Origin of the sequence: Streptomyces cavernae, from assembly GCF_004023625.1 — a bacterium.
Taxonomy (GTDB): Bacteria; Actinomycetota; Actinomycetes; order Streptomycetales; family Streptomycetaceae; genus Streptomyces; species Streptomyces cavernae.
Window position 1 is genome coordinate 367,351 of the sequence record NZ_RPDJ01000001.1, and the last position, 22,198, is coordinate 389,548.

The 22,198-nt window shown below is 70.7% G+C and carries 20 protein-coding genes; 5 read left to right on the forward strand and 15 right to left on the reverse strand.

Going from position 1 to position 22,198, the window contains the following annotated elements; all coding sequences use genetic code 11:
• Positions 1-49 precede the first annotated feature (49 nt).
• Together EF387_RS11585 and EF387_RS11595 are read right to left on the reverse strand one after the other, a co-directional pair.
• Complete coding sequence (locus EF387_RS11585) at positions 50-964, reverse strand: iron-containing alcohol dehydrogenase (RefSeq protein WP_338058104.1); 915 nt, start codon at positions 962-964, stop codon at positions 50-52.
• Positions 965-1,489: 525 nt separating this feature from the next.
• Entirely contained in the window at positions 1,490-2,068 is a 579-nt protein-coding gene (locus EF387_RS11595) for a DinB family protein (protein WP_128376428.1), read from the reverse strand.
• Positions 2,069-2,080: 12 nt separating this feature from the next.
• On the opposite strand from EF387_RS11595, the gene EF387_RS48195 reads away from it, so the two are divergent.
• The 3 genes from EF387_RS48195 to EF387_RS11610 all read left to right on the forward strand — a co-directional run bounded on the left by EF387_RS48195 (position 2,081) and on the right by EF387_RS11610 (position 5,481).
• Positions 2,081-2,332, forward strand: a complete 252-nt coding sequence (locus EF387_RS48195; protein WP_238431456.1) for a hypothetical protein — start codon at positions 2,081-2,083, stop codon at positions 2,330-2,332.
• Between the two features lie 514 nt (positions 2,333-2,846).
• Complete coding sequence (locus EF387_RS11605) at positions 2,847-4,199, forward strand: phosphatase PAP2 family protein (protein WP_128376429.1); 1,353 nt, start codon at positions 2,847-2,849, stop codon at positions 4,197-4,199.
• Between the two features lie 229 nt (positions 4,200-4,428).
• Positions 4,429-5,481 carry a WD40/YVTN/BNR-like repeat-containing protein gene (locus EF387_RS11610; protein ID WP_128376430.1) on the forward strand — a complete coding sequence of 351 codons (1,053 nt, stop codon included), beginning with the start codon at positions 4,429-4,431 and terminating at the stop codon, positions 5,479-5,481.
• A gap of 121 nt (positions 5,482-5,602) precedes the next feature.
• Here the strand turns inward: EF387_RS11610 and EF387_RS11615 are convergent, their stop codons facing one another.
• On the reverse strand, positions 5,603-6,319 hold the full coding sequence (locus tag EF387_RS11615; RefSeq protein WP_128376600.1) for a helix-turn-helix transcriptional regulator: 717 nt from the start codon (positions 6,317-6,319) through the stop codon (positions 5,603-5,605).
• A gap of 88 nt (positions 6,320-6,407) precedes the next feature.
• Between EF387_RS11615 and EF387_RS11620 the strand changes: the two genes are divergently transcribed.
• Positions 6,408-6,845: a hypothetical protein gene (locus tag EF387_RS11620; RefSeq protein ID WP_128376431.1), complete on the forward strand. Its 438-nt coding sequence runs from the start codon at positions 6,408-6,410 to the stop codon at positions 6,843-6,845.
• A gap of 1,025 nt (positions 6,846-7,870) precedes the next feature.
• The gene (locus EF387_RS11630) at positions 7,871-8,683 is read left to right on the forward strand and encodes a methyltransferase domain-containing protein (RefSeq protein ID WP_128376432.1); all 813 of its coding nucleotides are present in this window, start codon (positions 7,871-7,873) and stop codon (positions 8,681-8,683) included.
• A gap of 84 nt (positions 8,684-8,767) precedes the next feature.
• Here the strand turns inward: EF387_RS11630 and EF387_RS11635 are convergent, their stop codons facing one another.
• The 12 genes from EF387_RS11635 to EF387_RS11690 all read right to left on the reverse strand — a co-directional run bounded on the left by EF387_RS11635 (position 8,768) and on the right by EF387_RS11690 (position 22,194).
• Positions 8,768-10,450, reverse strand: coding sequence for an AMP-binding protein (locus tag EF387_RS11635; RefSeq protein WP_128376433.1), 1,683 nt, complete (start codon positions 10,448-10,450; stop codon positions 8,768-8,770).
• Between the two features lie 69 nt (positions 10,451-10,519).
• On the reverse strand, positions 10,520-11,236 hold the full coding sequence (gene fabG, locus EF387_RS11640) for a 3-oxoacyl-ACP reductase FabG (RefSeq protein WP_128376434.1): 717 nt from the start codon (positions 11,234-11,236) through the stop codon (positions 10,520-10,522).
• Positions 11,229-12,743, reverse strand: coding sequence for a nitrosuccinate lyase (locus EF387_RS11645; protein WP_420802557.1), 1,515 nt, complete (start codon positions 12,741-12,743; stop codon positions 11,229-11,231). Before EF387_RS11645 ends, fabG begins: the two co-directional genes overlap by 8 nt.
• Entirely contained in the window at positions 12,740-14,803 is a 2,064-nt protein-coding gene (locus tag EF387_RS11650) for an FAD/NAD(P)-binding protein (protein ID WP_128376435.1), read from the reverse strand. The genes EF387_RS11645 and EF387_RS11650 overlap by 4 nt, the downstream gene beginning before the upstream one ends.
• Positions 14,800-15,726 carry an NAD-dependent epimerase/dehydratase family protein gene (locus EF387_RS11655; protein WP_128376436.1) on the reverse strand — a complete coding sequence of 309 codons (927 nt, stop codon included), beginning with the start codon at positions 15,724-15,726 and terminating at the stop codon, positions 14,800-14,802. The genes EF387_RS11650 and EF387_RS11655 overlap by 4 nt, the downstream gene beginning before the upstream one ends.
• Before the next feature lie 5 nt (positions 15,727-15,731).
• Entirely contained in the window at positions 15,732-16,328 is a 597-nt protein-coding gene (locus EF387_RS11660) for a hypothetical protein (protein WP_128376437.1), read from the reverse strand.
• On the reverse strand, positions 16,325-18,028 hold the full coding sequence (locus EF387_RS11665) for a class I adenylate-forming enzyme family protein (protein ID WP_128376438.1): 1,704 nt from the start codon (positions 18,026-18,028) through the stop codon (positions 16,325-16,327). Before EF387_RS11665 ends, EF387_RS11660 begins: the two co-directional genes overlap by 4 nt.
• Positions 18,015-18,806, reverse strand: coding sequence for a hypothetical protein (locus tag EF387_RS11670; protein WP_128376439.1), 792 nt, complete (start codon positions 18,804-18,806; stop codon positions 18,015-18,017). The genes EF387_RS11665 and EF387_RS11670 overlap by 14 nt, the downstream gene beginning before the upstream one ends.
• Positions 18,803-20,104, reverse strand: a complete 1,302-nt coding sequence (locus EF387_RS11675; RefSeq protein WP_128376440.1) for a beta-ketoacyl-[acyl-carrier-protein] synthase family protein — start codon at positions 20,102-20,104, stop codon at positions 18,803-18,805. The genes EF387_RS11670 and EF387_RS11675 overlap by 4 nt, the downstream gene beginning before the upstream one ends.
• On the reverse strand, positions 20,094-20,393 hold the full coding sequence (locus EF387_RS11680; RefSeq protein WP_128376441.1) for an acyl carrier protein: 300 nt from the start codon (positions 20,391-20,393) through the stop codon (positions 20,094-20,096). Before EF387_RS11680 ends, EF387_RS11675 begins: the two co-directional genes overlap by 11 nt.
• The gene (locus tag EF387_RS11685) at positions 20,390-20,665 is read right to left on the reverse strand and encodes an acyl carrier protein (RefSeq protein WP_128376442.1); all 276 of its coding nucleotides are present in this window, start codon (positions 20,663-20,665) and stop codon (positions 20,390-20,392) included. The genes EF387_RS11680 and EF387_RS11685 overlap by 4 nt, the downstream gene beginning before the upstream one ends.
• A gap of 140 nt (positions 20,666-20,805) precedes the next feature.
• A complete protein-coding gene (locus EF387_RS11690; protein ID WP_128376443.1) occupies positions 20,806-22,194 on the reverse strand; it encodes a class I adenylate-forming enzyme family protein in 1,389 nt (462 codons plus the stop codon).
• Positions 22,195-22,198 lie beyond the last annotated feature (4 nt).

Here is a 22,198-nt window from a genome sequence, read left to right on the forward strand (position 1 = left end):
TGAACGAAGGGGGGTTCGGCCAGGCGGTGGCCAACACGGATCACTCCCACTACCCGGAGGACTCCTCCGAAGCGAGCGCGCCCCGCAGGGCGTCCTTCAGGATTGCTCGGATGTCGTCGGCGAGACGGGCCGAGGGTTGGCGTACGGACGACTGCCGGCCTTGGCGATCACTTCGCTGAAGTCGTGCTCCGTGAGGCCGAGTTCGGCGAGCGTTCGAGGGGCGCCGAGTTCGGCGGCGACCCGTGCGAGGTGTTTCGGTACGTCGTCGGTGGCCAGAGCGCGGCGGAGGGCGCGGTCGGCTGCGGCGCGTGGGGCAGGTCGAAGGCGGCGACATGGGGGAGCAGGACGGTGTGGGTGGGGCCGTGGGGCAGGTCGAAGGGCCGCCGAGGACATGGCAGAGCTTGTGGTGCCGTGACATGGTGGTGGCTCCCAGGCGGCTTCCGCACAGCCATGCGCCGCGCAGCGCCTCGGTGCGGGCGTCGAGGTAGCGTGAGTCGCCGGCGATCGCGGGCAGCGCGCCGGCCAGGGACCGGACGCCTTCCTCGGCCATCAGGGATGTTTCAGGTGAGGCATCGTGCGCGTAGAGGGCTTCCATGGCATGCGCGATGGCGTTGAAACCGCTGGTCACCGACACGTCGACCGGCAGGTCCAGGGTGAGTTCGGGGTCGTAGAGCACGCTGCGCGGCAGGACGGAGGGGGCGCGGCCGGTGCGTTTGCGGCCGTCTTCGGTGAGCCCCCAGACCCGGGCCATCTCGGAGCCCGCGTAGGTGGTCGGGACGGCGAGCAGGGGCAGTTGGGACTTCAGCGCCATCGCCTTGTCCAGACCGATCGCCGAGCCGCCGCCCATGGCCACGCAGCCATCCGCACCGGCCTCCCGCGCAACGTCCAGACCCTTCACGACGACGTCGACGGGTACATGCATCCGTGCCTGTGCGAAGACTCCGGCGCATGCGTCGCCGAGCAACGTGGCCGCACGCTCGGCGAGGGCACGCTGCCCGGGAGTGGCCCCAGCGCCAGCAGCCTACGCAGGCGCAACCTCTCGGCTCTCCGCGGCAGTTGGGTCATCCTTCCGGGGCCGAAGACCACGCGCATGCCCAGGGACTCGTGCGGGAACCGGGACTGCCCGGTCATCACCGTGCACCTCCAGACCATGCCCCGCGTGATCGCGGGGAGGGGTGGGACGGAGAGGGGGAAGAACTGCTCGAAGAGGGCGGCGCGAATGCGCTCACCGTCGCTGAGCGGGCGGGCATGGCGGTGGTCCGCGCCGAGATCACGGAGCGTATGACCGCGGAGCGGATGCGCGACCCGCGGGATCCGGCCGCCGCCCGAGTCGGACCGGCACCTGCCGTGGACCGAACCGAAGAGGCAGCTCCAGGCCGCGGTCATCGCCTATCTGCTCGGTGCGCCGGAACAGCGCTGATCGATGGTTCCGGCGGTACCTGTCCCGACGGGCGTGCCGTTCCGCGGAACGGCACGCCCGTCGCGATGATCATTGGCCTACTCGGCCGTCGACCCGTTCGCGCAGGAGGTCGGCGTGGCCGCAGTGCCGCGCGTACTCCCCGATCTGCGCCACCAGGATGTCGCGAAGCTGCGCGTCCCCACCAGGTCGGGTGCCGAGATCCGTGAAGCCGGCTATGAACCGGTCGGTCAGTGCCCTCTCGGCCCGCCACTGACGCCAGGCGTCCTCCACCACCGCCGGATCGGCGACCGCGCCGTTCCAGTCGCCGTCGCGGTCCTCGGGGGTGCGGTAGATCCTGGGCGAGTCTTGGCCGGCCATCCGGCGCAAGTGCCGTTCATCCTCGGCCATGTGCCGCACCAGCCCGAGCAGGGACATCGTGGACGGTGGTACGGAGCGCCGGGCCATCTGTTCGGCGTCCAGGCCCTCACATTTCAGCTCGATGGTGAGGCGGTAGTAGCGCAGGTTGTCGAGCAGCGTGCCGCGTTCATCGACGATTTCGGCGTCGGTCTCGCGCGGGTCGTCGTCCGGGTCGACCCACATGTCGGGGTAGATGGTGGAGGGCGTCCACCGAGTCACCGCCGGTTCGTTGATGCGCTCATCCGAGTCCATGCGGGCATCCTCGTGGGCAGCAACCCCGTCCGCCAACGAATTGCAGGCTCCTCACCGGCCTGCGGACGGCGCCGTCCCAGCGGCATCGGCCAGGACCGCTCGGTAGGCGTCCTGGTCGTCCTCGCCGAACACGGTGAAGACCACGCGGTCCAGTCGGCCCGGCTGTCGCTGTTCGGCCGGGCGATGGCCGGTGACGTGCTCCTGCCCGGCGAGGGCGCCCGCATCACGCCGACCACTTTCGAGGAGTGGCTCACGAAGCAGTGATCGGGCCCGACCGGGACAGCTTCGACAAGCGGTCCCGGTCGCTCCCTCCGGGTATGTAGGAACGGTGCCGACACAGGACGGCCGACGAGCAGCGGTCACGCCGCCGTCACCGGCCGGGTGGCGACGCTCGCGATGTCAGCGGGCACGGCGCCGGCGGTGGGCGCTGTGGCTCACGCCACAGGTCCACCACCCGGAAGCCGGGGCGCTCGCCCGCGGACCTCGTCGCAAAGCGGAACTGATCGCTCGGTTCGGCGTGTTGGCGGTACGCCAAGCTCCCGCTCACGCTGCCGGTTCACGACCTTGTGCACACACTTCAGTGCCACTCGGAAACCCGGCAGGACCGGACCGACCTCGCACCACCCGGAACGAGCGAAATACGCCGTACCGCTCCGATAGCATGATCCAACTTACTAATGACACCTCCATCGTCCACCCTTCACCGGAAAACTGGCATATAGCGCAGAAGTGACCTACTTACCTAACGTCTAATAAATTGGTCAAATAATTGATATCTATGACATCTCGGTTTTTTTCGCGAATAAGACGCAGACTCGCCTTCGATGCGTGGCGTCAACCACGGGTACTGCTGTGGGCCGCGGCAGGGGTGGCGACCTTCGGGTTCCTCGTCGCGTTGGAGATTGTCGCGCGTGACTACGGTCTACCGGGGCCGATCACCACCCAGGCGCAAGAGGTGGTATTCGCTCCCAAATCGGGTTTCCTGCTGTACGCCAGCATGGCGTTGGTGATGGTGGTGCTCACCCGGCGAGAACGGTTCATCGCGGCTGGTGCCGCGATCAGCATCGACGTCGTTTTCTTGCTGGTGCGGTGGCCCATCGACGCCGAGATGACCGACGGCCACCCCTTCGGCAACGGTGCATTGTGGGTGATTCTGGGCTGTGCGGTCATCGCTGTCACGCGCCGCACCGGCCGGGAACGCGTCCTGCTGCTGAAGGGAGTCGGGCTGGGCCTCCTGCTGGTGGCCGGCCGCAAGACCGGCGATACCTGGCTGCTCATCACGTCAGAGACGCGCCCCATGGTGCTCGACCAGTACGTGGCAACCGCCGATCACGCGCTGGGCGACCCGTCGTGGCTGGTAGGCCGGATCGTCACGGCCGGCGGCCCGATCGGCGCCCATGCCCTCGACTACGTCTACACGCAACTTCCGGTGGCCGCGGTCGTCGTCGCGCTCTACCAGCTGCGTAACGTGGCGGTCGAGCGCCGCTTCCCGAGCCATCATCTGGTGCGCACCTTTCTGGCCATCGGCCTCGTGGGGCCGGGCATCTACATGATCTTCCCTGTGGTCGGACCGATCTTCGCCTACGGCGCCGACGGCGGGCACTGGGCGGTGGCCAACCTGTGGCCGGACACGGCGCCACCGATCAATACCCCGCAGCCGATGCCGTTCGACGAGATCACCCCACGCAACTGCATGCCGAGCCTGCACACGGCGTGGGCCACCGCGATCTTCATTCATTCCCGCAAGGCGCCACGGGTTCTGCGGTTCGCAGGCACGTTCTGGCTGATCGCCACACTCGCCGCAACACTCGGATTCGGTTACCACTACGGCGTGGATCTCATTGCCGGCGTGGTCTTCACACTCACGATCGAGGCAGCGCTGCGCTCGCTCGAACGCGGCTGGGACCGGCCGGGAATCCAGCTGGTCACCTACGGCACAACGGTCTTCGCCGCGCTCTTGCTGTCATATCGCTACCTGCCGACGGAGATGGCCGAACATCCGTGGGTGTACGGACCCCTTCTCATTCTCGCGATGGCCTCAGTGATCTACGGCTACGTGCGGACCACCAAGCTGTGGGAAGCGAAGGCCGCACCAGAGCGTCAACCGGAACCGCAACCCGAGCTTGTCTGACGCGGGCCCCGGTGCCGCCGCAGGTCCTCCGCGCGAGGAAATGGGAACTCGGGCGCGGTGAGCGGTGTACCAGAAACGACGGCACATCGCGGACGAGGCGGATCGGGGGATTCCCATGGGGAGGCTCAGGGGGATGGTGGTGGCCGCTGTTCTGAGTGTCTTGGCATTCACGGCGGCGTGCTCCAACCCGGGCACGAGTTCAGGCGGGCGTGTCCCCCTGGAGCCGGGGGTGAGGTCTCCGGTGATCCCGTCGGCGCCGGACCTGCCGGGCGACGCGGTCGACGTCCGCTTCGCCCGGGACGGCAGCGGGTTCGCGCTGCTCGGTGAGTGCCGAAAGACGGGCTGCCGGCAGAGAGTCGCCGTGCTCGACAAAGGCGGGGACGCCTGGCGGCTCAGGCAGTCCCCGCTGCCCGACACGACGGGAAACGACGGCATCGCGGCAGAACTCATGGTGCTGGGGCCCGGCCGTGCGCTGCTCACCGAGGGCAGGTGGCCGCCGCCGGAACGGACCTGGTTCACGAGCGATGGAGGGCGCAGCTGGCGGCAGGGTTCCAGCCGTCCCCCGGGCACGACCGCGGTGGTGCCCGAGGGCGGTGCCCTGGTCGAGGGCTGCTTGCGGGTGGACCGGGAGGGAAACGGATGCGAGCGGTCTCCTCTGCTGGCGGTCCTGCCTGCCACCGGGCAGTTCCGGACGCTGGCCACCCAGCCCCCGCTCAAGGGCGTGATCAGCCCGGCGGGGGAGAGCGCGGCGAATTGGCTCTTCGTCTTCGGCCGTGACCCGCGCTCCGGCCAACCCGCGCTCGCAGTCAGCGAGGACCGGGGGCGTAGCTGGCGCACGTCCCGGTTGCCGGGGGCCCAGGGGGAGGGGGGAGCGGCGCGGGTCGTCGCTGCCGGGAAGGTGCTGTACGCGGCCCGGCCGGGACCTCTGCCCGACGAGACCGACGTGAAGAACGGCCTGCTGAGCCTGCACCGCAGTACCGACGGCGGGCACACCTGGGAGCAGGTCTTCGTGCACCGCAAGGGCGTGGAACCGCGTTCGATCCTCGGCGTACCGGTCGCCGGCGCCGACGGCAGTCTGACCATCCACAGCGAGGACGGCGTCTGGCGCAGTACCGATGGCGGTCGTTCCTTCGCGCGCCGCGCGGGCTCTGGAGGAATGTCGGGCTGGGTGACCACGACAGCGCTCTTCTATCTGTGGGGCGACAGCTTCGGCGCCGGAAACTGGCGCCTGTCCGCCGACGGTGTCCGCTGGGCATCGTTCGACCTGGGCGGCGGGACGTGACCGAAGCTGCCGGCGTGCGCCTGAGCGCCTGTGACCTCGTGTCCGGCAGGAGCGATCCGAGCTTCACAAGGGTGTTTGTGCCCGTCGCCCAGGATCGTCTCCACGTGCCCCGGCGGGTGGGTCAGAGGCGCCTTTCCGGTGCACCGGCGGTCCCGGGCGGGGAGGGCGCCGGCTCCAGACGGACGCAGCAGTGGCCGGGGGCGGGGGCCAGGCGAGCCTGGAGGGTTCCTTCACCGAGCCCGTCGAGGACGCCGCCGAGCAGGTGGAGGTTCATGCCGCACACCGTCTGGGTGTGCTCGCGGGCGAGGGCGTGGAAGGGGCAGTTGCCCAGGACGATGGCGTCGGCGTCATGGCGGGGCTCGAATCCGTGGCGCTCCAGCAGATCGAACACATCCGCCTGGTCCTGCGCGGCGAGCTGTGTGCCCAGTTCCCGGGCCTTTCGGTGCAGGACCGTCCGAACCGGTTCACCGGTGACCTCCGATTCCTCCAGGGCCTGGGCGAGGAGCCGTCCGGCCAGTTCGTAGTGCCGCTCGGGCAGGCTGACGGTGACCTGCCTGGTGGAGCGCTGGTAGAGCTTGGCGGGCCGGCCCGCTCCCGGACCGGTGCGTCCACTGCGCCGCTGGTAGACGACGTCGAGCAGTGACTCGTCGGCCAGACGGTCCAGGTGGAAGGCAGCGGTCTGCCGGGTGAGGCCCAGCGCCTCGGCGGCTTCGTCGCGGCTGACCGGTCCCGGCCGGCGCACGACATGGTCGTAGAGCCTCCGGCGGGTCGGCTCGTCCAGAGCGGCGACGGCGGAGACGTCGGTGCGGGGTGCTTCCGTCGAGTGGTCCACGAACATCAGTGTAAAACCAACAGTCATTGACTAAAGAAGCTGTGCGCGCTTCTATAGATGGTGAGAGTTGTCTATAGAAGAAAGGACGTGCGTCATGGCGTCCGCAACCACAACCACCACTCCGGCGCCCTCGCGGCGGGCCGTCCTCACCGACCCCGGCTACCAGGCGTTCGTCATCCTGCGCACCGGATTCACGGTCGCGCCGATCCTCTTCGGGCTGGACAAGTTCGCCAACCTGCTCGTGGACTGGCCCGCCTACCTCGCACCGTGGATCAACGACATCGTGCCGGGCAGCGCCCAGGCGGCCATGTACGCGGTGGGTGTGATCGAGATCGTGGCAGGCGTCGTCGTGGGCCTGGCCCCGCGCTTCGGCGGCTGGCTGGTCGCCGCCTGGCTGGGCGGCATCATCGTCAACCTGCTGAGCGTCCCCGGCTACTACGACATCGCCCTGCGCGATTTCGGACTCCTGCTCGGGGCGGTCGCCCTGGCCCGGCTCGCCCAGCGCTACCACGGCAAGCGGCAGCAGCACTGACCCGGCGCGGCAGGGCAGGTGAGAGGCGGGCGAACCCAGGGGCTCGCCCGCCTCTCACCTGCCCGAACAACCGCCTCACGGCGTGTGGGCGCACGAGAACCGGTGCGCGGGCGGCTGCGGGGAGCGGACGGGAAGGTGGTGGCATGGGAACCGGCAACGGTTCTCCGGCAACCGATCCGAACCTGTCGGCCGGGGGCTCGCGCCTGGGTGGCTACGCTCCGCTGCGGGAGTACGCGGTGATCGGTGACGGCCGCACGGCCGCTCTGACAGCCCGGGACGGGTCGGTGGACTGGCTGGGCCTTCCGTCCCACTTCCACTCCGTGCGCCGGGCCAGGCGGGTAGCGGGATACGCCCTGTGCACCACAGCAGGGTGTCGGACGGGCTGTGCCCCGGGGGAGCGTCGGGGAAGAGACGGTTGAGGACGGGGGTGCTGAGGTCGTCGGGCGGGGTCCAGGGCAGGCTGAGGGCCCGGGCGATGTCGTAGGTGTGGACGGCCAGTTCGGTGATTCCCATGGCGGCGAAACCGGTGGCGTCGGAGCGGCCCCACGGGTGCCAGGCGCGTGCTTCGGCCGGTGTGTCGCGGACGGTGGAGCTGAGGAGGGACGCGGCGATCCGCAGACCGTCCAGGCAGGCGGCACGGGGGCCTGGGGGTCGAGCGAGGCGAAGTGGGGGATGTACTCAGGTTTGCTCGGGCGCAGCTCCGCGCTGCGGAGAGCCGTACGGGACGATCGGCATCGGGTACTCGTCGGCTCGTGGGTCGCGAGGGAGCGAGTCCAGGGTCGCGACCTTGTCATGACTCCGCCATAAGTGCATGCGCCGATGTTGGCCGAGTTGTTCCGATGTGATCGGGGGGCGTATGGGATCAGGAGGTGTCCGTTCCGTTCGCGTGTTCCCGAACGCGTCCGTCCCTCCCGAATCGCTGTCAACTCCCGTATTACTAAGCTAAGTTGGGGGCTATCGGTAAATCTTGCGAAACCTCATAGCACTGAAGCATCAGGCACCCTCCTGACGGGAGACAGCAGCACGTGGACACCACCGGACCACGCACCGCCGAAAGCCTTGCCGCACGCTTCCATGACGTCGATTCCTCCGCCGTCCCCGAGGACTTCATCGCCTATCTGCGGAAGATGGAGGAGAGCGAGAGTGGCCGCGCGGTGCGGGAGGCCACCTATCGCGCCGTGGAGGCCGCCGAGAGCAGGGGAGCGGACATCGGGTGCGGCGCCGGACGCGCCGTCGCGGATCTCGTACGGCTCGGGAAGGACGCCGTGGGGGTCGACAGCAGTCAGGCCATGGTCGACGCGGCCCTGGCCCGGTTCCCGCACTGTCACGTTGTCAGGGGCAGCGCCTTCGAGTTGCCGTTCGAGGACGCTGAACTGTCGTGGTACCGGTCCGAGCGGACCTTCCTTCACTTCCCCGATCCCGCCGAGGCGCTGTCCGAGGCCCGCAGAGTGCTGAGGCCGGGCGGGACGATCGTTCTCGCGGACCCCGATCTCGCGTCGATGGTGGTGAGTTCGCGGATCCCGGAGACGACCGACGCGGTCAAGGACGCGTTCTGCTCGGCCGTCCCGAATCCCCACGCCGGCACCCACAACGCCTACCACCTCGCCGACGCCGGATTCACCGACATCAAGGTCGTTCCCGTCATGGCGACCCTGAACGACCACGCGTCCGCGTTCGGCGTGGTGCTGGAGCCGGCCCTGACGGCTGCTCTCACCCAGGGCGTCGTCAGCGAGGAGGCGGCGGCGCGGTGGAAGGACGACCTGGGCGATCTCTCCCGCCGGAACGCCTTCACCGCGACGGCGACCTTCTTCGTCACCACGGCCCGCCTGGCGTCGTAGGTCATGGTTGCAGGTCGTAGGAGCCTGGTGGTCGGGTTGCCGGGGACGAGTGAGTCTCCCGGGCGACCCGACCATCCTCCTCAGTCAGCTGAGCGCGGGCCGAAGCCGTTCCCGGAGCAGGTTCTTGCGCACCTTGCCGGTCTCGTTGCGCGGCAGTTGGGGTAGGAGTTCCAGGCGGGACGGCTGGCACCATTCGCTCATGCCGAGCCCGTCGAGCCAGTCGCGCAGGCCGTCGAGGGTGGGCGTCCCCTCCCCCGGTACGACGACCGCGCAGGCGAGTTCGCCGCCGTGGCCGTCCGGGTAGCCGACCAGGGCGACGTCCCGTACGTCGGGGTGGTCCAGCAGCGCCGACTCGACGTCACTGACCGGGATCATGATGACGCCGATCCGGTCCTCGGCGCGGCCGTGCAGCCGGATGCCGCCGTGGCCGTCCGGCGCCGCCAGGTCACCGGTGTCATACCAGCCGTCGTCGTGCTCGGTGAGCACGGTCAGCCGGCCGTCGTCCCGGCCCCAGGTGGCCAGGCACAGCGAAGGGCTGCGGACGTAGAGACGCCCGGGTTGCTCGTCGCTGATCGGGTGGTCGGCCCGCAGGTCGATCTCGTGGCCCGGGGCACAGCGCCCGACGGTGCGGCCGGCCAGCTCCGGGTGCTCTCCGGCGCGGGTGAAGACGTTGGCGCCCTCCGTCATGCCCCAGCCCACGTCCAGCGGGATTCCGAAGGTCTCGGTCACCCGCCTGAACAGTGGCTGCGGGACGATGGTGCCTCCCGCGCGGATGATCCGCACCGTGGGCAGTCGCTGCGACGTGCGTTCCATCGCGTCGATCAGGACGGAGAGGAAGACCGGGACGATGACCATCCAGCTGACCTGGGCCTGTGCCAGGAAGGGGATGACGGCCTCCGGCTCCCAGCGGTCCGTCACGACCGCGCAGGCCCCGCGGTGCAGCGGCATGAAGATGCCCATGTTGAGGCCGACGATGTGCGTCGCCGCGTTCGGTGAGTAGACGCGGCTGTCCGGGCCGATGCCGTCGGCGGCTGCCACCGGGGCGTACCAGGCGTACGAGGTGTTGAGGGTGTGCAGGACGGCCTTCGGCTCGCCGGAGGTACCGGACGTGAACAGCACCAGGGAGACCCGGTCCGGGTCCACGACGGACGGATCCGGCAGGGTGTCGTGCTCCGTCTGCTCGAAGTACTCGCGGAAGTCCAGTTCGCCGTCCGTGGTCCGCTCGTCCGCGCCAGTGGTCCGTTCGTCCCCGTCCGCGGTCCGCTCGCCGAGCACCACACGGTGACGCAGTGCGGGCAGCCTGGGTGCCATCTCGGCCAGCGCCGCCGCGTGTTCGAAGTTGTCCCACCGATCGACGGTCATGCAGACGACGGCATCCAGCCGGCGGAGCATCCGCTCCAGCTCACGGGGGCGGAACGCGCACATGATCGGCGCCGCGACGGCCCCGAGCCGGGCGCAGGCCAGTACCAGCGGTCCGACCTGCCAGACGTTCGGCAACTGCATCGCGACGACCTGACCGCTGCGCACCCCCAGCGCGTGCAGCGCGCCGGCGAAGCGGTCCACGTACTCGGCGTACTGCGCGTAGCTCAGCTCCAGGGTGCCCCGGCCGGCCTCCCACACGAGAAGGGCGGGGGCGTCGGGGGTCTCGGCACGCCACCGCGCCAGGTCGTCCAGGATGGTGCCTGGGCGCCAGTGGTCCTCCTTGCGGTACTGCTCCACGGTGGTGGCGGAGGGGCGCAATGTGGTGATCGGGTTCACAGTCTTCACTTCCGGTAAGGTGAATTTTCTTGCTATATGTCGTCTTTTATTCCGTTTATTTCGTTCCGTGAGCGGCCCTCAGTGCCCCAGTCCGGCGCCTCCGTCGACCGGGATCACGGCGCCGCGTACATATCCGGCACCGGCCAGGAACGCCACCGCGTCGGCGACCTCGTCGGGGTGGCCCGGCCGTCCGGCCGGCGTCTGCCGCAGCAGCTCCTGGCGTTGCTCCTCGGTGAGCGCACGGGTCATGTCCGTCTCGGTCAGGCCGGGCGCCACCACGTTGCAGGTGATGTCCCGGGGGCCGAGCTCCTGGGTCAGTGACCGTGCGAAGCCGACCAACCCCGCTTTCGCCGCCGCGTAGTTGGTCTGTCCGGGGGCGCCGTGGAGGGCCGTCGTGGAGGAGATCAGCACGATACGTCCATGGCGTTCCCGGATCATTCCGCGCACCGCGCGCTGGGCGACGCGGAAGGCCCCGGTGAGGTTGGTGTCGATGACGGAGGTGAAGTCCGCCTCGCTCATCCGTACCAGCAACCGGTCCTGGGTGGCGCCCGCGTTGGCGACCAGGACGGTGACCGGACCGTGGGCCGACTCGGCCTCCTTGAAGGCCTGGTCCACCTGCTGACTGTCCGTCACATCGCATTGCACGGAAAGAAACTTCTCGTCGCCGGGTGGTTTCTCACCTCGGTAGGTCACCGTGACCAGGTCCCCGGCCGCCGCGAAGCGGCGGGCCACGGCCAGCCCGATCCCCCTGTTTCCCCCGGTCACCAGGACCGAGCGGGGCGTTGCCCTAGTCATCCTTCCTTCCCTCCATTACTTCCCTTCCTGTCGTGCTCTGTCGTGCTGTTCTTCGCGCGGTCCCTGAACCGCGCAGCGCCCGGTCGACCAGTGCGTCCGCCGCGCCCGTGTAGCGGGTCGGGTCGAGCAGGTCCGAGAGATGGGCGGGGGTGAGTGCGGTCGCCAACTCCGGGTACGCCAGGAGGATCTCGGTGAGGGAGCGGCCCGATGCCGCCGACTCGGCCGAGGCTGTCGACAGCAGCTTCTTCGCGTGCGCCTTGCCGAGCACCGGGGCGAGTACGACCGCCAGCCGTTCGGTGACGATCGCCGCGCCCGTCAGATCGAGGTTGGCCAGCATGCGCTCCGGGTGGACGATCAGGCCCTCCGCCAGCTCCACCGCCGTGTGTGCCGCACCGCCCGCCAGCCGCAGTGCCTCCCGGAGCGGCTGCCACTCGGCATGCCACGCCCCGGCCGGGCGCTCGTCCTCCGCCAGCAGACACTGGGCCAATACCAGTGCGTACGCGGGCACTTGGTGGGACGCCGAGATGATGAGGGTGGCCAGCGCCGGGTTGCGTTTCTGCGGCATCGCCGACGAGGAGCCGCGTCCCGCCGCCGCCGGCTCGGACAGCTCGCCGATCTCCGTACGGGACAGCGTCCGCACATCCAGCGCGAACTTGCCGAGCGCCCCCGTGACCAGCTGAAGTACCGCGCCCAGCTCGGCGATCGGGGTACGTACGGTGTGCCACGGCAGCGTCGGCTCCGCCAGGCCGAGGGCCTTCGCGAACGGGGCCAGCAACTCGATTCCGCCGCCCTCGCCCGACCCGAGCGGCCCACCCGGCTCGGGCGAAACTCGCCCCTCGCCGTCCACGGCCGCGTACTCGCGGTACGCGGCCAACGTGCCTGCCGCGCCGCCCAGTTGGGCGGGCAGCTCTTCGGCCACCGCCCGTACCCGGGTCAGGGCGTCCAGGACGAGCTGGAGCCAGGTCGCCGCTTTCAGACCGAGGGTGGTGGGTACCGCGTGCTGGGCCAGCGTGCGGGCCGCCAGGACGGTGTGGCGGTGGGTGTCCGCGAGCGCGGCCAGGGCGGTGGCCGTGCGTTCGAGGTCGGCGGCGATCAGGGTGAGCACGCGGCGGGCGACCAGCATGGCCGCCGAGTCGAGGATGTCCTGGCTGGTCGAACCCCGGTGTACGTACTCGGCGGCGGCCGGGTCCTTCGCGGCGACCACCTCGGTGAAGGCGGCGACGAGGGCGACCACCGGGTTGGCGGCGCCTCGGGCCGCGTGCGCCAGGGCGACCAGGTCCAGGCGGTCCGCGTGGGCCTGGGAGGCGATCGAGGCCAGCGCCGAGGCCGGTGTCAGGCCGACTTCGAACTGGGCGTGGGCCAGGGCCACTTCCACGTCCAGCATCGCCTGGAGCCATGCCTCGTCGGTCACTTCGGCCGCTGCCGGGGTGCCCGCCCATGCGGGTGCGAGCAGCCCCGCGTCGGTGCCGACGGACGAGAGCGCCCCCATCCTCCCGTTCATGCTCATCTTCTCCCCGCGCCAGATGTCCGATCAGTGGTCAACCCTTTCGGTCCTGGTCCCGTCTCCAGTCCCAGTACCGCCCGCGCTATCGCGTCCGAGTCCTCCAGCGTCACCGAGCCCACGCCCGGTCTGATGCCTACCGCCGTCACCCAGCGAACGCCCTCCGTCGGCACCCCGAACGCGAACCGGCGAGGGTGCGCCCGCCCCGACACGTCCAGCAGGCGGGGCGCGCCGTCGGTCACCGCCATCCCGCCCGTCTCGTGCGCCTCGTGGCCGCCCGGCCGGTACGGGACGCACCCGCCCTCCGCCAGCAGCCCCCGCAGCAGCGGGTCGGCGTTGCGCCGCAGGTCGATGTCGGGCAGCCGCGCCTCGACGAGCGCCCTGACCAGCACCGGCGACTCCGACACCCCTTCCGCGTCCACGAGGAAACCGGGCTCACGGGGATCGCCTTCGTGCGGATCACCCGCACCGTCCGTCGGACGCACCCGCATCCCCGGACCGACCACCTGAATCACGTCCGCCTCGATCAGCGCGATCAGCTGCTCGATCCGGAACGCGGGTGGGCCGATCGACGTGAACGCGTTCAACGGCGTGTACCAGCCGTCCAGTTCGGCCCGGTGCGACTCTCCGGACACCCCTCCGTGGTCGACCACAAGCCGGACCTCGTTGCGCAGGTCCCGCAACGCGTCCAGCGCCGCCTTCAACGGGCCGTTCACATTGCCGAGTCGGGCGGCGACGACGTCCTGCCGCAGATATCCCAGCAGCCAGCGCCGGAATTCGGCGCGGTCCGTGAAGTGCCGGTCTCCGTATGGGCGTTCAACGCGCCGCCAGTCCCATCGCTCGTCCGGCGGTACGTCGTACCGGTCGAGGAGCGCCGACTCGTCGTCGCCGTGCGCGAGACGGGACCGTACGAACTCGGCTGCCGCCCGTGGGCCTTGGGCGGCCCGGAGCCACGCCTCGTAGTAGACGGTCCGCACCTCGCGGTCGATCAGGGGCCAGATGTCCGCACGGAAGCAGACGGGGTGACGCCGCAGGCCGGCGATGACCTCCGGGGTCAGGAAGCGGGGGTGGTGGCGGCCCAGCGCACCCTTCTCGTTCTCGCCGCGTGCGTGGTAGGGCACTCCGCGTCGCGAACCGGCGTACAGCACCGGCTCGTTGCCGCTCGGGATGTACACGAGCCCGGCACCCCGGCCGTCCTCGTCGTGGCCCCGTTTGAACGTGCCGCCGCGGCCCTCGGTGAGCAGGGCGAGCTGGTCGAAGAAGTTCAGGCCGAGTCCGCGCAGGGCGACCGGGGTGCCGGGGCGGATTCCGCTCAGGTCGGCGTCGGCCGGGTTGGCGGGCCCCACGTAGGACACACCCGTACCCGTACCTCTGTCTGTACTTGCGTGGCGGGCTGCGAAGGAGCGCAGGGCTTCTTCCTCCGGGCTCGGGGTCAACTGGCCGTGGCCCAGGGCCAGTACGACCGCGCCCAGGCCGGTGAGCGGTTCGCCGTCCGCCAGGGTCACCGACTGGGTGCCGTCCGGGTCGTCGGCCAGTGCGATCGCCCTCGTCCGGTGGGTGTGGACCGTGACCTCGGGCGGGGCGGTGCGTAACAGGCGCCCGAAGACCCACTCCAGGTAGTGGCCATGGAAGGCGCGGGTCGGATAGGTGTCCGGGCCGAGGCGGCGGGCCTCCGCCAGGACCGGGGCCGGGTACACCCCGGGTCCCGGTCCCGATCCCGTTGCCAGGGTGCGGGCCCACTTGTACAGGCTCGGGCCCGGTACCGACGGGCCCGAGCACGGCACGCTGTCGTCGGTGAACAGGGTCACCTGGGAGGCGACCGTGTTCATCAGAAGCTCGGACGGCTGGTCGGTGCGCCACACCGCGCCCGGTCCCGGCGGGTACGGGTCGACGAGATGGATTACGACTGGGCGGTCGGCCTCGCCCGCGTTGGCGCAGAGCCGCTCCAGTACCGAGAGCCCGCGCGGACCGGCGCCGACCACGCACACGACGACGGCATCGCGGGGGTGGCCGGGGGCGGCCGGCGTACCGGTCGCCCCCGAAGAGCCTGGTTCGGGTCCGGTCATTCCTCGCCCAGCCCGTGGCGCCAGCTCGGCCGCAGCGGCTTCCAGCCGAGTTCCTTACCCGCCCTGGCGTTCGACGCGCCGGCCGCCGCGGTGAGCTGGTGGGCCATGAACCAGCCGAGCAACCGGGGGGCCGACGCCGCGGGGATCGTGGGCGGCTCCGGGGCCTCCAGGGCCTGGGCGTAGTGGGGCAACCACTGGGCGGCCGGGGCCGGTTCGTCGTCAGTGATGTGGAAGACGCCGGTTGCCTCCGACTCCACGGCCGCAGCCGCCGCGCCCACGGCGTCCTCCACATGCAGGAACGAGGTGACCCCGGTCCCGCCCTCGGGCAGCGGGACCTTGCCCGCCAGTACCCATTGCGCGGACGCGCCGGTACGGGCGTACGAGGTGCCGGGGCCGTACAGCGAGCCGTACCGCAGCACTGCGCCGCTCAACTCGGGTGAGGCGCCCAGGACTTGGGCCTCCAGGTCGGCGACCGCCCGTACGGTGGCCGCCCAGCCGGGGTCTGGGGCGTCCACCCACAGCGGCGCGTCCTCGTCGACGACCGGGTCTCCGGTCGGCGCGGAGGCGAAGGAGATGGACTGCGCGACCAGCCGCCGGGCACCGGCCGCGCGGGCCGCCGCGATCAGGTTGGCGGTGCCCTCGGTGCGCAGTCGCGCGGTCCGGGTGAAGGCGTCCGGGGGGTTGTCGAACATCACGCGCAGCGCCGACATCTGGTGGACGACCACCTCGGGGCGTGCCTCCGACACGGCGGCCAGCAGCGCTTCGCGGTCGAGCGCGTCGGCGACCACGATCGTGTCCGCCTCCGGAGCACGGGTCCGGGACTCCTCCCGTACCAGCGCGCTCACTTGGTGGCCCCGCGCCCGCAGCGCGCCCACCAGGGGATGGCCGACCACACCGGTGGCACCCGCGACAAGTATCCGCATGTCGTTCAGTCCTCTTTGTTGTCGTCTTTGTTGTCGTCGTGCGCAAGGGGGTCGTGATTGAGGGGGGTGCGTACGCGCATCAGCAGGCGACACGCTTTGTCGCCGTCGCGCAGGCACGACTCGGCGCGGTTCTCCGTCAGGGTGACGCCGAGGCCCTCGGACCAGCCCGCGTGGATGTCGGTGCACGGGCAGCGGTAGCCGTCCAGTGAACCGGCCATCCGCACCATGGTGACGGCGAAGCTGCGGCGGAGCGTGAGGACGATCAGACCGTCCCGCTCTGTCACGTCTTCGACCTCCGTGGACGCGTTGCGCAGCTCCGGCGGGAACATCCGGTCGCCGCAGTCGTCGTAGCGGCGGCGGAGTTCCTCCAGGTCCTTGCCGGTGTCGCCGGTGTCGGGGAGCGGGCCGCAGAGGCGGCCGACGCGCTGTCCGACGTGCGTCGCGACCTTGCGCAGCGCCTCGGCGTTCAGCTCGTTGGCCGCCTCCTGCCCGAACCGGCTCGCCACCGCCTGGTACCAGTTCGCGTCGTGCTGCCACCACAGCCGGTACGCCTCGCTCGCCCGGGCACGGTGGTTGACGCCGTCACCCGCACCCGTGCTCATGGCTGCCCCTTGACGGCTGAGGCGACGGAGGCGGTGAAGCGGTCGCGCATCACTCGCTTGAGGACCTTGCCGGTGGCGCCCTTGGCGACGTCGTCGGGCCTCATGCGCAGGGCGCGGGTGACCGGGGGGAAACCGGCGGCCCTGAGGGCGGTGTTGACGCGGTCGGTCAACTCCGCGTCGATGAAACCCTGTTCGGCCACCGCCTCGGCTCCCTCCTCGTCGGCGAGTTGGAGCAGCGCGTACGCCTCCGCCACTCCGTCGCCGTCCCAGTCGGCCCGTACGCCGTCGTCGGCGACCCCGACGACCGTGCAGTCCGCCAGTTCGGGCAGTTCGCGCAGCAGGAGTTCCTCGGTGCGGGTGCTGAAGACGACGCCGGAGCTGGTACGGATGGCGTCCGGGGCGCGGTCGAGGTGGTAGAAGTTGCCGTCCTCGTCCTGGTGGGCGAGGTCGCCGGTGAGCCAGTAGCCGCCGAGTCGCATACGGTTCCAGGTCACCGAGTCGTTCCAGTAACCAGGCGTGAGAGTGGGGGACTTGAGGCCTAGGCGGCCGATCTCGCCGGGCGGCAGCGGGGTGCCGTCCTCGGCGAGTACGGCGGCCTCGGCGAAGCTGATCGGCCTGCCGACGCAGCGCGAGTACGCCGACGTGTCCTTGGTGTGCCGGTTGTGGAAGACGGAGTAGCCGGCCTCGGAGGAGCCGAGCCCGTCGACGAAGACCGAGCCCTCGACCCGGGTCCTCCGCAGGTCCTTGCCGATCGTCTGGTGGCTGCCGTGCCGCACGAGGGCCCGGATGTGCGCTTCGTGGGCCGCGTCCCCGGTGTTGAACCACACCTGCACGCTGGACAGGTCGCGGGTCGTCAGGTCCTCGGCGGCCATCTCGCCGAAGGTCCCGGCGAAGGCCAGCACGGTGGTGGGCCTGAACTCCTCGATGGCGTCCAGTACGTCGGTGCCGCGCTGGCTGGAGAGCAGCTTGATGTCGGTGCGCAGCAGGAGGCAGTACAGCAGCGTCGCCACCATCGCGTTGTGGGCGCCCGGCAGTCCGACGAGGGTGCGTTCCATGTCGGTGCCGGTGGAGTAGCGCAGGCGGTGCAGCTGCGCGTACATCAGGGTCTGGTGGGTGTGCGGAACTCCCTTGGGCATACCGGTGGTTCCGGACGAGTGCGAGATGAGCACCGGGTCTGTCGGGTCGTGACGGTACGGGTAGGAGGCCGGGAGTGAGGCGCGGTGTTCGGGGCGGATGTCGGCGGCGGTCGCGCAGAAGCTGAGCGCTGATCCGGGGCCCGCGAGTACGTCGTGGTGGGCGCGGTCCGTGAAGGCGCCCACGGCACCCTGCCGTCGTACGTACTCCCGCGCGATGTCGGGCGGCAGGTTGCCGTTGACGAACGACGGGATCGCGCCGAGGGAGGTCAGCGCCAGGAAGTTCACCGCGAACTCGGCGCTGGAGTAAGAGTGGAGGGCGACGGGGTCGCGGGGACGCACACCCTGGGCGGTGTACCAGCCCGCGTATGTCTCGACGACCTCGCCCAGCTCCCCGAGGGTGAGCTGGGCGGGGCAACTGCCGTCGGGCGCCTGCCAGTTGCCGTCCACGCGGAGTACGACCTCGTCGCGTGGACGGTCGTACGCCGCCAGCCGCGCCAGGACGTTTCCGGCGCCCAGCGCGGGGTCGGAGCAGATCCGGGCCCGCTCCTGCCTACTGATGAGCATGGGTGTGGCTCTCCGTGTCGGTGTCGGTGTCGGTGTCGGTGCGGTGGGCGGCGGCCAGTTCGAACAGGCTCCGGATGCTGCCAAGTTGGTCGGCAGCCCCGCTGGTGGAGTTGATCGGCACCTGTGCCCCGGCGACGGCGACGGCGACGGTGGCAGGGGCGGAGGTGTCGTGGTCGGCGCGGCCGAGCAGGATCGCCGCCGCCAGGCCCGCCTTCGCGGGGAGGGACGGGACCGGACGCCCGCTGTCGGCGGCCAGTTCGCGGTGTACGGCGGCCACGCGTTCGCCGCCACCGAGTTCCACGCCCAGCACGAGGACCCGGTCGAGCTCCGGGTCGTCGAGCAACACGTCGGCCATGGCCAGGAGTTCGGTGAGCGGGTCGGCGAGCGTGGAGAGGCTGAACATCTGGCCGGTGATGCCGAACTCCCGGCTCATGTGTCCCAGCACGGAGTTGGCGGTGGCCTGCATGAACAGCAGCGGGTTGTGGACCCGCCCGGACACCATGCGCGAGCTGGCCAGGTCGGCCGTGGTGGTATCGCCCGTCAGGCTCGCCAGCGCGACGGCCGTACGGTCGCCGTCCCCGGGGTGCGCGGTCAGACACCTCGCGGCGACCTCGTACGCCAGCGGACTGAACGCCGACTCCACGAAGCCCGGCAGCTTCGGCAGCGCGATGTCGTCGTCCCGGCCGGTGCCGTGGCTCGCGGTGGCGGCGGCGAGGACGGTGAGGGCGGTGGGGGAGGTGAGGGGGGAACGCGGGGCGGTTGTGTGGGTCGTTGTCACGGCCGCTCCAGAACGAGTGCGGTGTTGGCGCCCCCGAAGGCGGCGTTGACGGTGAGGGCTCGGAGCGGTTCGGTGGGGCGTGGTTCGTTCGGCACGTAGTCGAGGTCGCACTCCGGGTCGGGGCTGCCGAATCCGGCGGTCGGCGGGAGTACACCGTTCAGCAGGGCCAGCATCGTGATCACGAACTCCACGACGCCCGCGGCTTCCAGGAGGTGGCCGGTGGTGCTCTTCGTCGAGCTGACCGGTATCGACTCGGCGAACTTCGGGAAGGCGGCGCGCAGACCCCGTGTCTCGGCGCCGTCGTTGTACTTGGTGCCGGTGCCATGGGCGTTGATGTAGTCGAGGGACGCCCCGTCCGGGTCCCCGGCCAGCCGCATCGCCTGCTGGACGGCGCGGGCGAGGCCGGCGCCCTCCGGGTGCGGCTGGGCGATGTGGTGGGCGTCGGTGGCGGCGCCCCAGCCGACGACGGAGGCGAGCGGCCGGGCCCCGCGGCGCCGGGCGTGCTCGGCGGACTCCAGTACGACGGCGGCGACCCCGTCGCCCAGCAGCAGCCCGCTGCGCTCGGCACTGAACGGCCGCACCATGCCGTCCCGCGCCAGCGCCCGCCCGGAGTCGAACTTCCCGAACGTCTCCTCCTCGACCAGATACCCACCCGCACAGACGGCGACGTCGATCCGCCCCGAGGAGATCAGCCGACAGGCGTGAATGATCGCGGCGGCGGACGCGACACAGGCATTGGTGAAGGCAAGCCGGGTCCCGACCAGCCCCAGCCCGTCACCCAACAACTCGGCCAGCTGGGCAGGAACGGCGTCAGCGAGATGTGCCCCGGGGGCACGGGGCTGTGACATTTGCGGCTCCGCCGCGTGGGCGCGACGAGCCACATCGGACCCGCGCCCGATGTACGACAGCTCGCCCGGAGAGGCCTCCACAGAACCCCCGGCGCCCCCCCAATACCGAGTAACGCTCCGATGATCCCCGGCAACACCCAACAGCACCGCCGCCTGGCCATCAGCCCCGAGCCCGGCCATGCCCAGCGCAGCGTCACCGCAGCGCTGGAGCGCATCCCGCAGCGCCCACCCGTCGACCCCGTCGGGACTGTCGGACCCAGCCGGATCGGCGGGCGCGACGGCGGCAACCGCCGTCCGGTACGGCCCCGTGTCGAACCGTGTCGTCGGCCGGAACGCGGGCACGCCCGCGAACACCCCGCGCCGCAGGGCCTCCGGGCCCACGCCGAACGCGGTCTGTACGCCGTATCCGGTCACCGTCACCGCACGCGCTTCGCGCACTTCACGCGTCATCCTGGGCGCCACCCTTCTGGGCGGTACGCAGGTACTCGGTGAGCCGGCCGAGCGAGGTCATCCCGGCGATGTCCTCGTCGGAGGGCTCGACGATCAGGCCGTACCGCTCCTCCACCACGTGGAGCAGCCACACCAACCCGAGGGAGTCCAGGACGAGTTCGGCGTCCTCGCCCAGGTCGTCGGGCAGGCCGGGGAAGACCTTGCGGTCGGAGAGCAGCTCCCGTACGGAGTCGGTGGTGATGTCCGTGGTGATGTGGTCGGGGCCGGTGGCCCCCGTGCTCGTGCTCATGCCTTCGCACCCCGTCGGACGACCTCGGCGACGAGCCCGCCCAGGGTCAGCGTGGCCAGGGGCTCGATGTCGGTGTCGGGGATCTCGACACCGAACCGCGACTCGAGTCGCAGGGTGAGTTCGATCAGGCTCAGGGAGTCGACATCCAGCCCGCCGACGGTCACCGGGCTGTCGTCCGTGATGCCGTCGCGGCTGGTCAGGATGTTCATCTCGTCGATGACCGAGGTCAGGACGAACTCGCGGATCTCGTCTTCCAGGGTCGACGTGCTCATGATCTATATCTCCAGAGAGGGGGGATTCAGAGAGCCCCGACAGGGGCGCGAGGATGTGACATGTGCGGCTCCGCCGCGTGGGCGCGACAAGCCACAACCGGCCCGCGGACAGCCGACAACCGGGACCGGCAGTACCCGCCTTACACAGCGGAGCGCAACGCCGCGGCCTGCCGTACCAACTTCCCGTTGGACGTGCGCGGCAGCGCGTCCAACAGCCGTACGACGCGCGGCACTTTGTAGTCGGCCAGCCGTTCGCGGCACCATCGCGACAACTCCTCGGCGGACGGCTGATCCGAGCCCGCGCGCACCGCGACGTACGCCTCGGTCACGTCCTCGTGGACCAGGACCGCCTGTTCGACGGCCGGGTGTTCGCGGAGTACGTTCTCCACCTCGGTGAGGTCCACCTTGAGGCCGCCGATGACGACGAGGGAGTCCGCGCGGCCCAGCACGTGCACCGCGCCGGTGGCGTCCAGCGTGGCCCGGTCCCGGGTGTGCAGCCAGCCGTCGGCGTACTGGGTGCCGCCCGAGTCGAAGAGGTACGGCGACTCCTCGAGGGCGACGTCCAGTTCGCCCCGGTCGACGCGGACGACGACACCGGGCGCCGCCCGGCCGACCGAGGGGCGCAGGGTGCCGCCGACGTCGATGGCGACGATGCCGGTCTCCGTGGTCCCGTAGGCCTCGCCGACCCCGACGCCGTACCGCTGCGCGAAGGCGGCGGCGACCTGCGGGGGCATGATCTCGCCGCCCGAGACCGCGATCCGCAGGTCGGGGAGGGCGGGGGGATCGGTGGCGGCGGTGAGGAGTTCGTAGTGGGTCGGTACGCCGAACACGGCGGTGACCCGGTGTTCCCGTGCGGTCCGCAGGATGTCGCGGGCGGAGACGCGGGGCGCGAAGACGACGGAGACTCCGGCGGCCAGGGAGTGCAGCAGGCCGCCGATCAGGCCGAAGCTGTGCGCCGTCGAGCTGAGCAGCAGCAGCCGGTCGCCCTCGGCCGGCATGCCGGGGACCCCGGCGAACCTGTCGACCTCGGTGGCGAGCGACCGGGCGGTCCTGCCGATGACTTTCGGCCGTCCGGTGGAGCCGGAGCTGAACTGGACGAGGCGGTGCCCGGTGGTGGCGGACCGGCCGGATCTTCGCCGCTCGGTGACGACCTCGTACTCGGACCGGAAACCGAACGTGGCCCGGACGTTGGAGCCGGCGCTGACCATGAACTGCGGTCGGCAGGAACCGCAGAGCGCGTCCACCTCCGGCGGCTTGAGCCGGAAGTCGAAGAGCAGCACCTGGGCGCCGAGCTGCCACAAAGCGAGCAGTACTTCAAGCTGTGTGAAGCTGGGCGGGGTCCGCAGTCCCACGGTGGAGCCCGGCCCGATGCCGTACCCGGCGAAGACGGCGGCCTGCTTGGCCACGCGCTCCTGTAAATCGCTGCGGGTGAGCGTCTGCTGTTGGTGCGTCAGGTACGGTAGGCGGTCGTCGTGCGCGTCGAACAGCCGCCGCACCAGATCGGCGAGGTCTGAGTCGAGTTCGCCCATCGGA

Coding starts and splice junctions, on each gene's coding strand:
- EF387_RS11685 (WP_128376442.1), bottom strand. CDS start 20,665: ATGAGCACGTCGACCCTGGAAGACGAGATCCGCGAGTTCGTCCTGACC.
- EF387_RS11595 (WP_128376428.1), bottom strand. CDS start 2,068: ATGGACTCGGATGAGCGCATCAACGAACCGGCGGTGACTCGGTGGACG.
- EF387_RS11650 (WP_128376435.1), bottom strand. CDS start 14,803: ATGACCGGACCCGAACCAGGCTCTTCGGGGGCGACCGGTACGCCGGCC.
- EF387_RS11675 (WP_128376440.1), bottom strand. CDS start 20,104: ATGACGCGTGAAGTGCGCGAAGCGCGTGCGGTGACGGTGACCGGATAC.
- EF387_RS11615 (WP_128376600.1), bottom strand. CDS start 6,319: ATGTTCGTGGACCACTCGACGGAAGCACCCCGCACCGACGTCTCCGCC.
- EF387_RS11680 (WP_128376441.1), bottom strand. CDS start 20,393: ATGAGCACGAGCACGGGGGCCACCGGCCCCGACCACATCACCACGGAC.
- EF387_RS11690 (WP_128376443.1), bottom strand. CDS start 22,194: ATGGGCGAACTCGACTCAGACCTCGCCGATCTGGTGCGGCGGCTGTTC.
- EF387_RS11620 (WP_128376431.1), top strand. CDS start 6,408: ATGGCGTCCGCAACCACAACCACCACTCCGGCGCCCTCGCGGCGGGCC.
- EF387_RS11605 (WP_128376429.1), top strand. CDS start 2,847: ATGACATCTCGGTTTTTTTCGCGAATAAGACGCAGACTCGCCTTCGAT.
- EF387_RS11660 (WP_128376437.1), bottom strand. CDS start 16,328: ATGAGCACGGGTGCGGGTGACGGCGTCAACCACCGTGCCCGGGCGAGC.
- EF387_RS11665 (WP_128376438.1), bottom strand. CDS start 18,028: ATGCTCATCAGTAGGCAGGAGCGGGCCCGGATCTGCTCCGACCCCGCG.
- EF387_RS11655 (WP_128376436.1), bottom strand. CDS start 15,726: ATGCGGATACTTGTCGCGGGTGCCACCGGTGTGGTCGGCCATCCCCTG.
- EF387_RS11645 (WP_420802557.1), bottom strand. CDS start 12,743: ATGAGCATGAACGGGAGGATGGGGGCGCTCTCGTCCGTCGGCACCGAC.
- fabG (WP_128376434.1), bottom strand. CDS start 11,236: ATGACTAGGGCAACGCCCCGCTCGGTCCTGGTGACCGGGGGAAACAGG.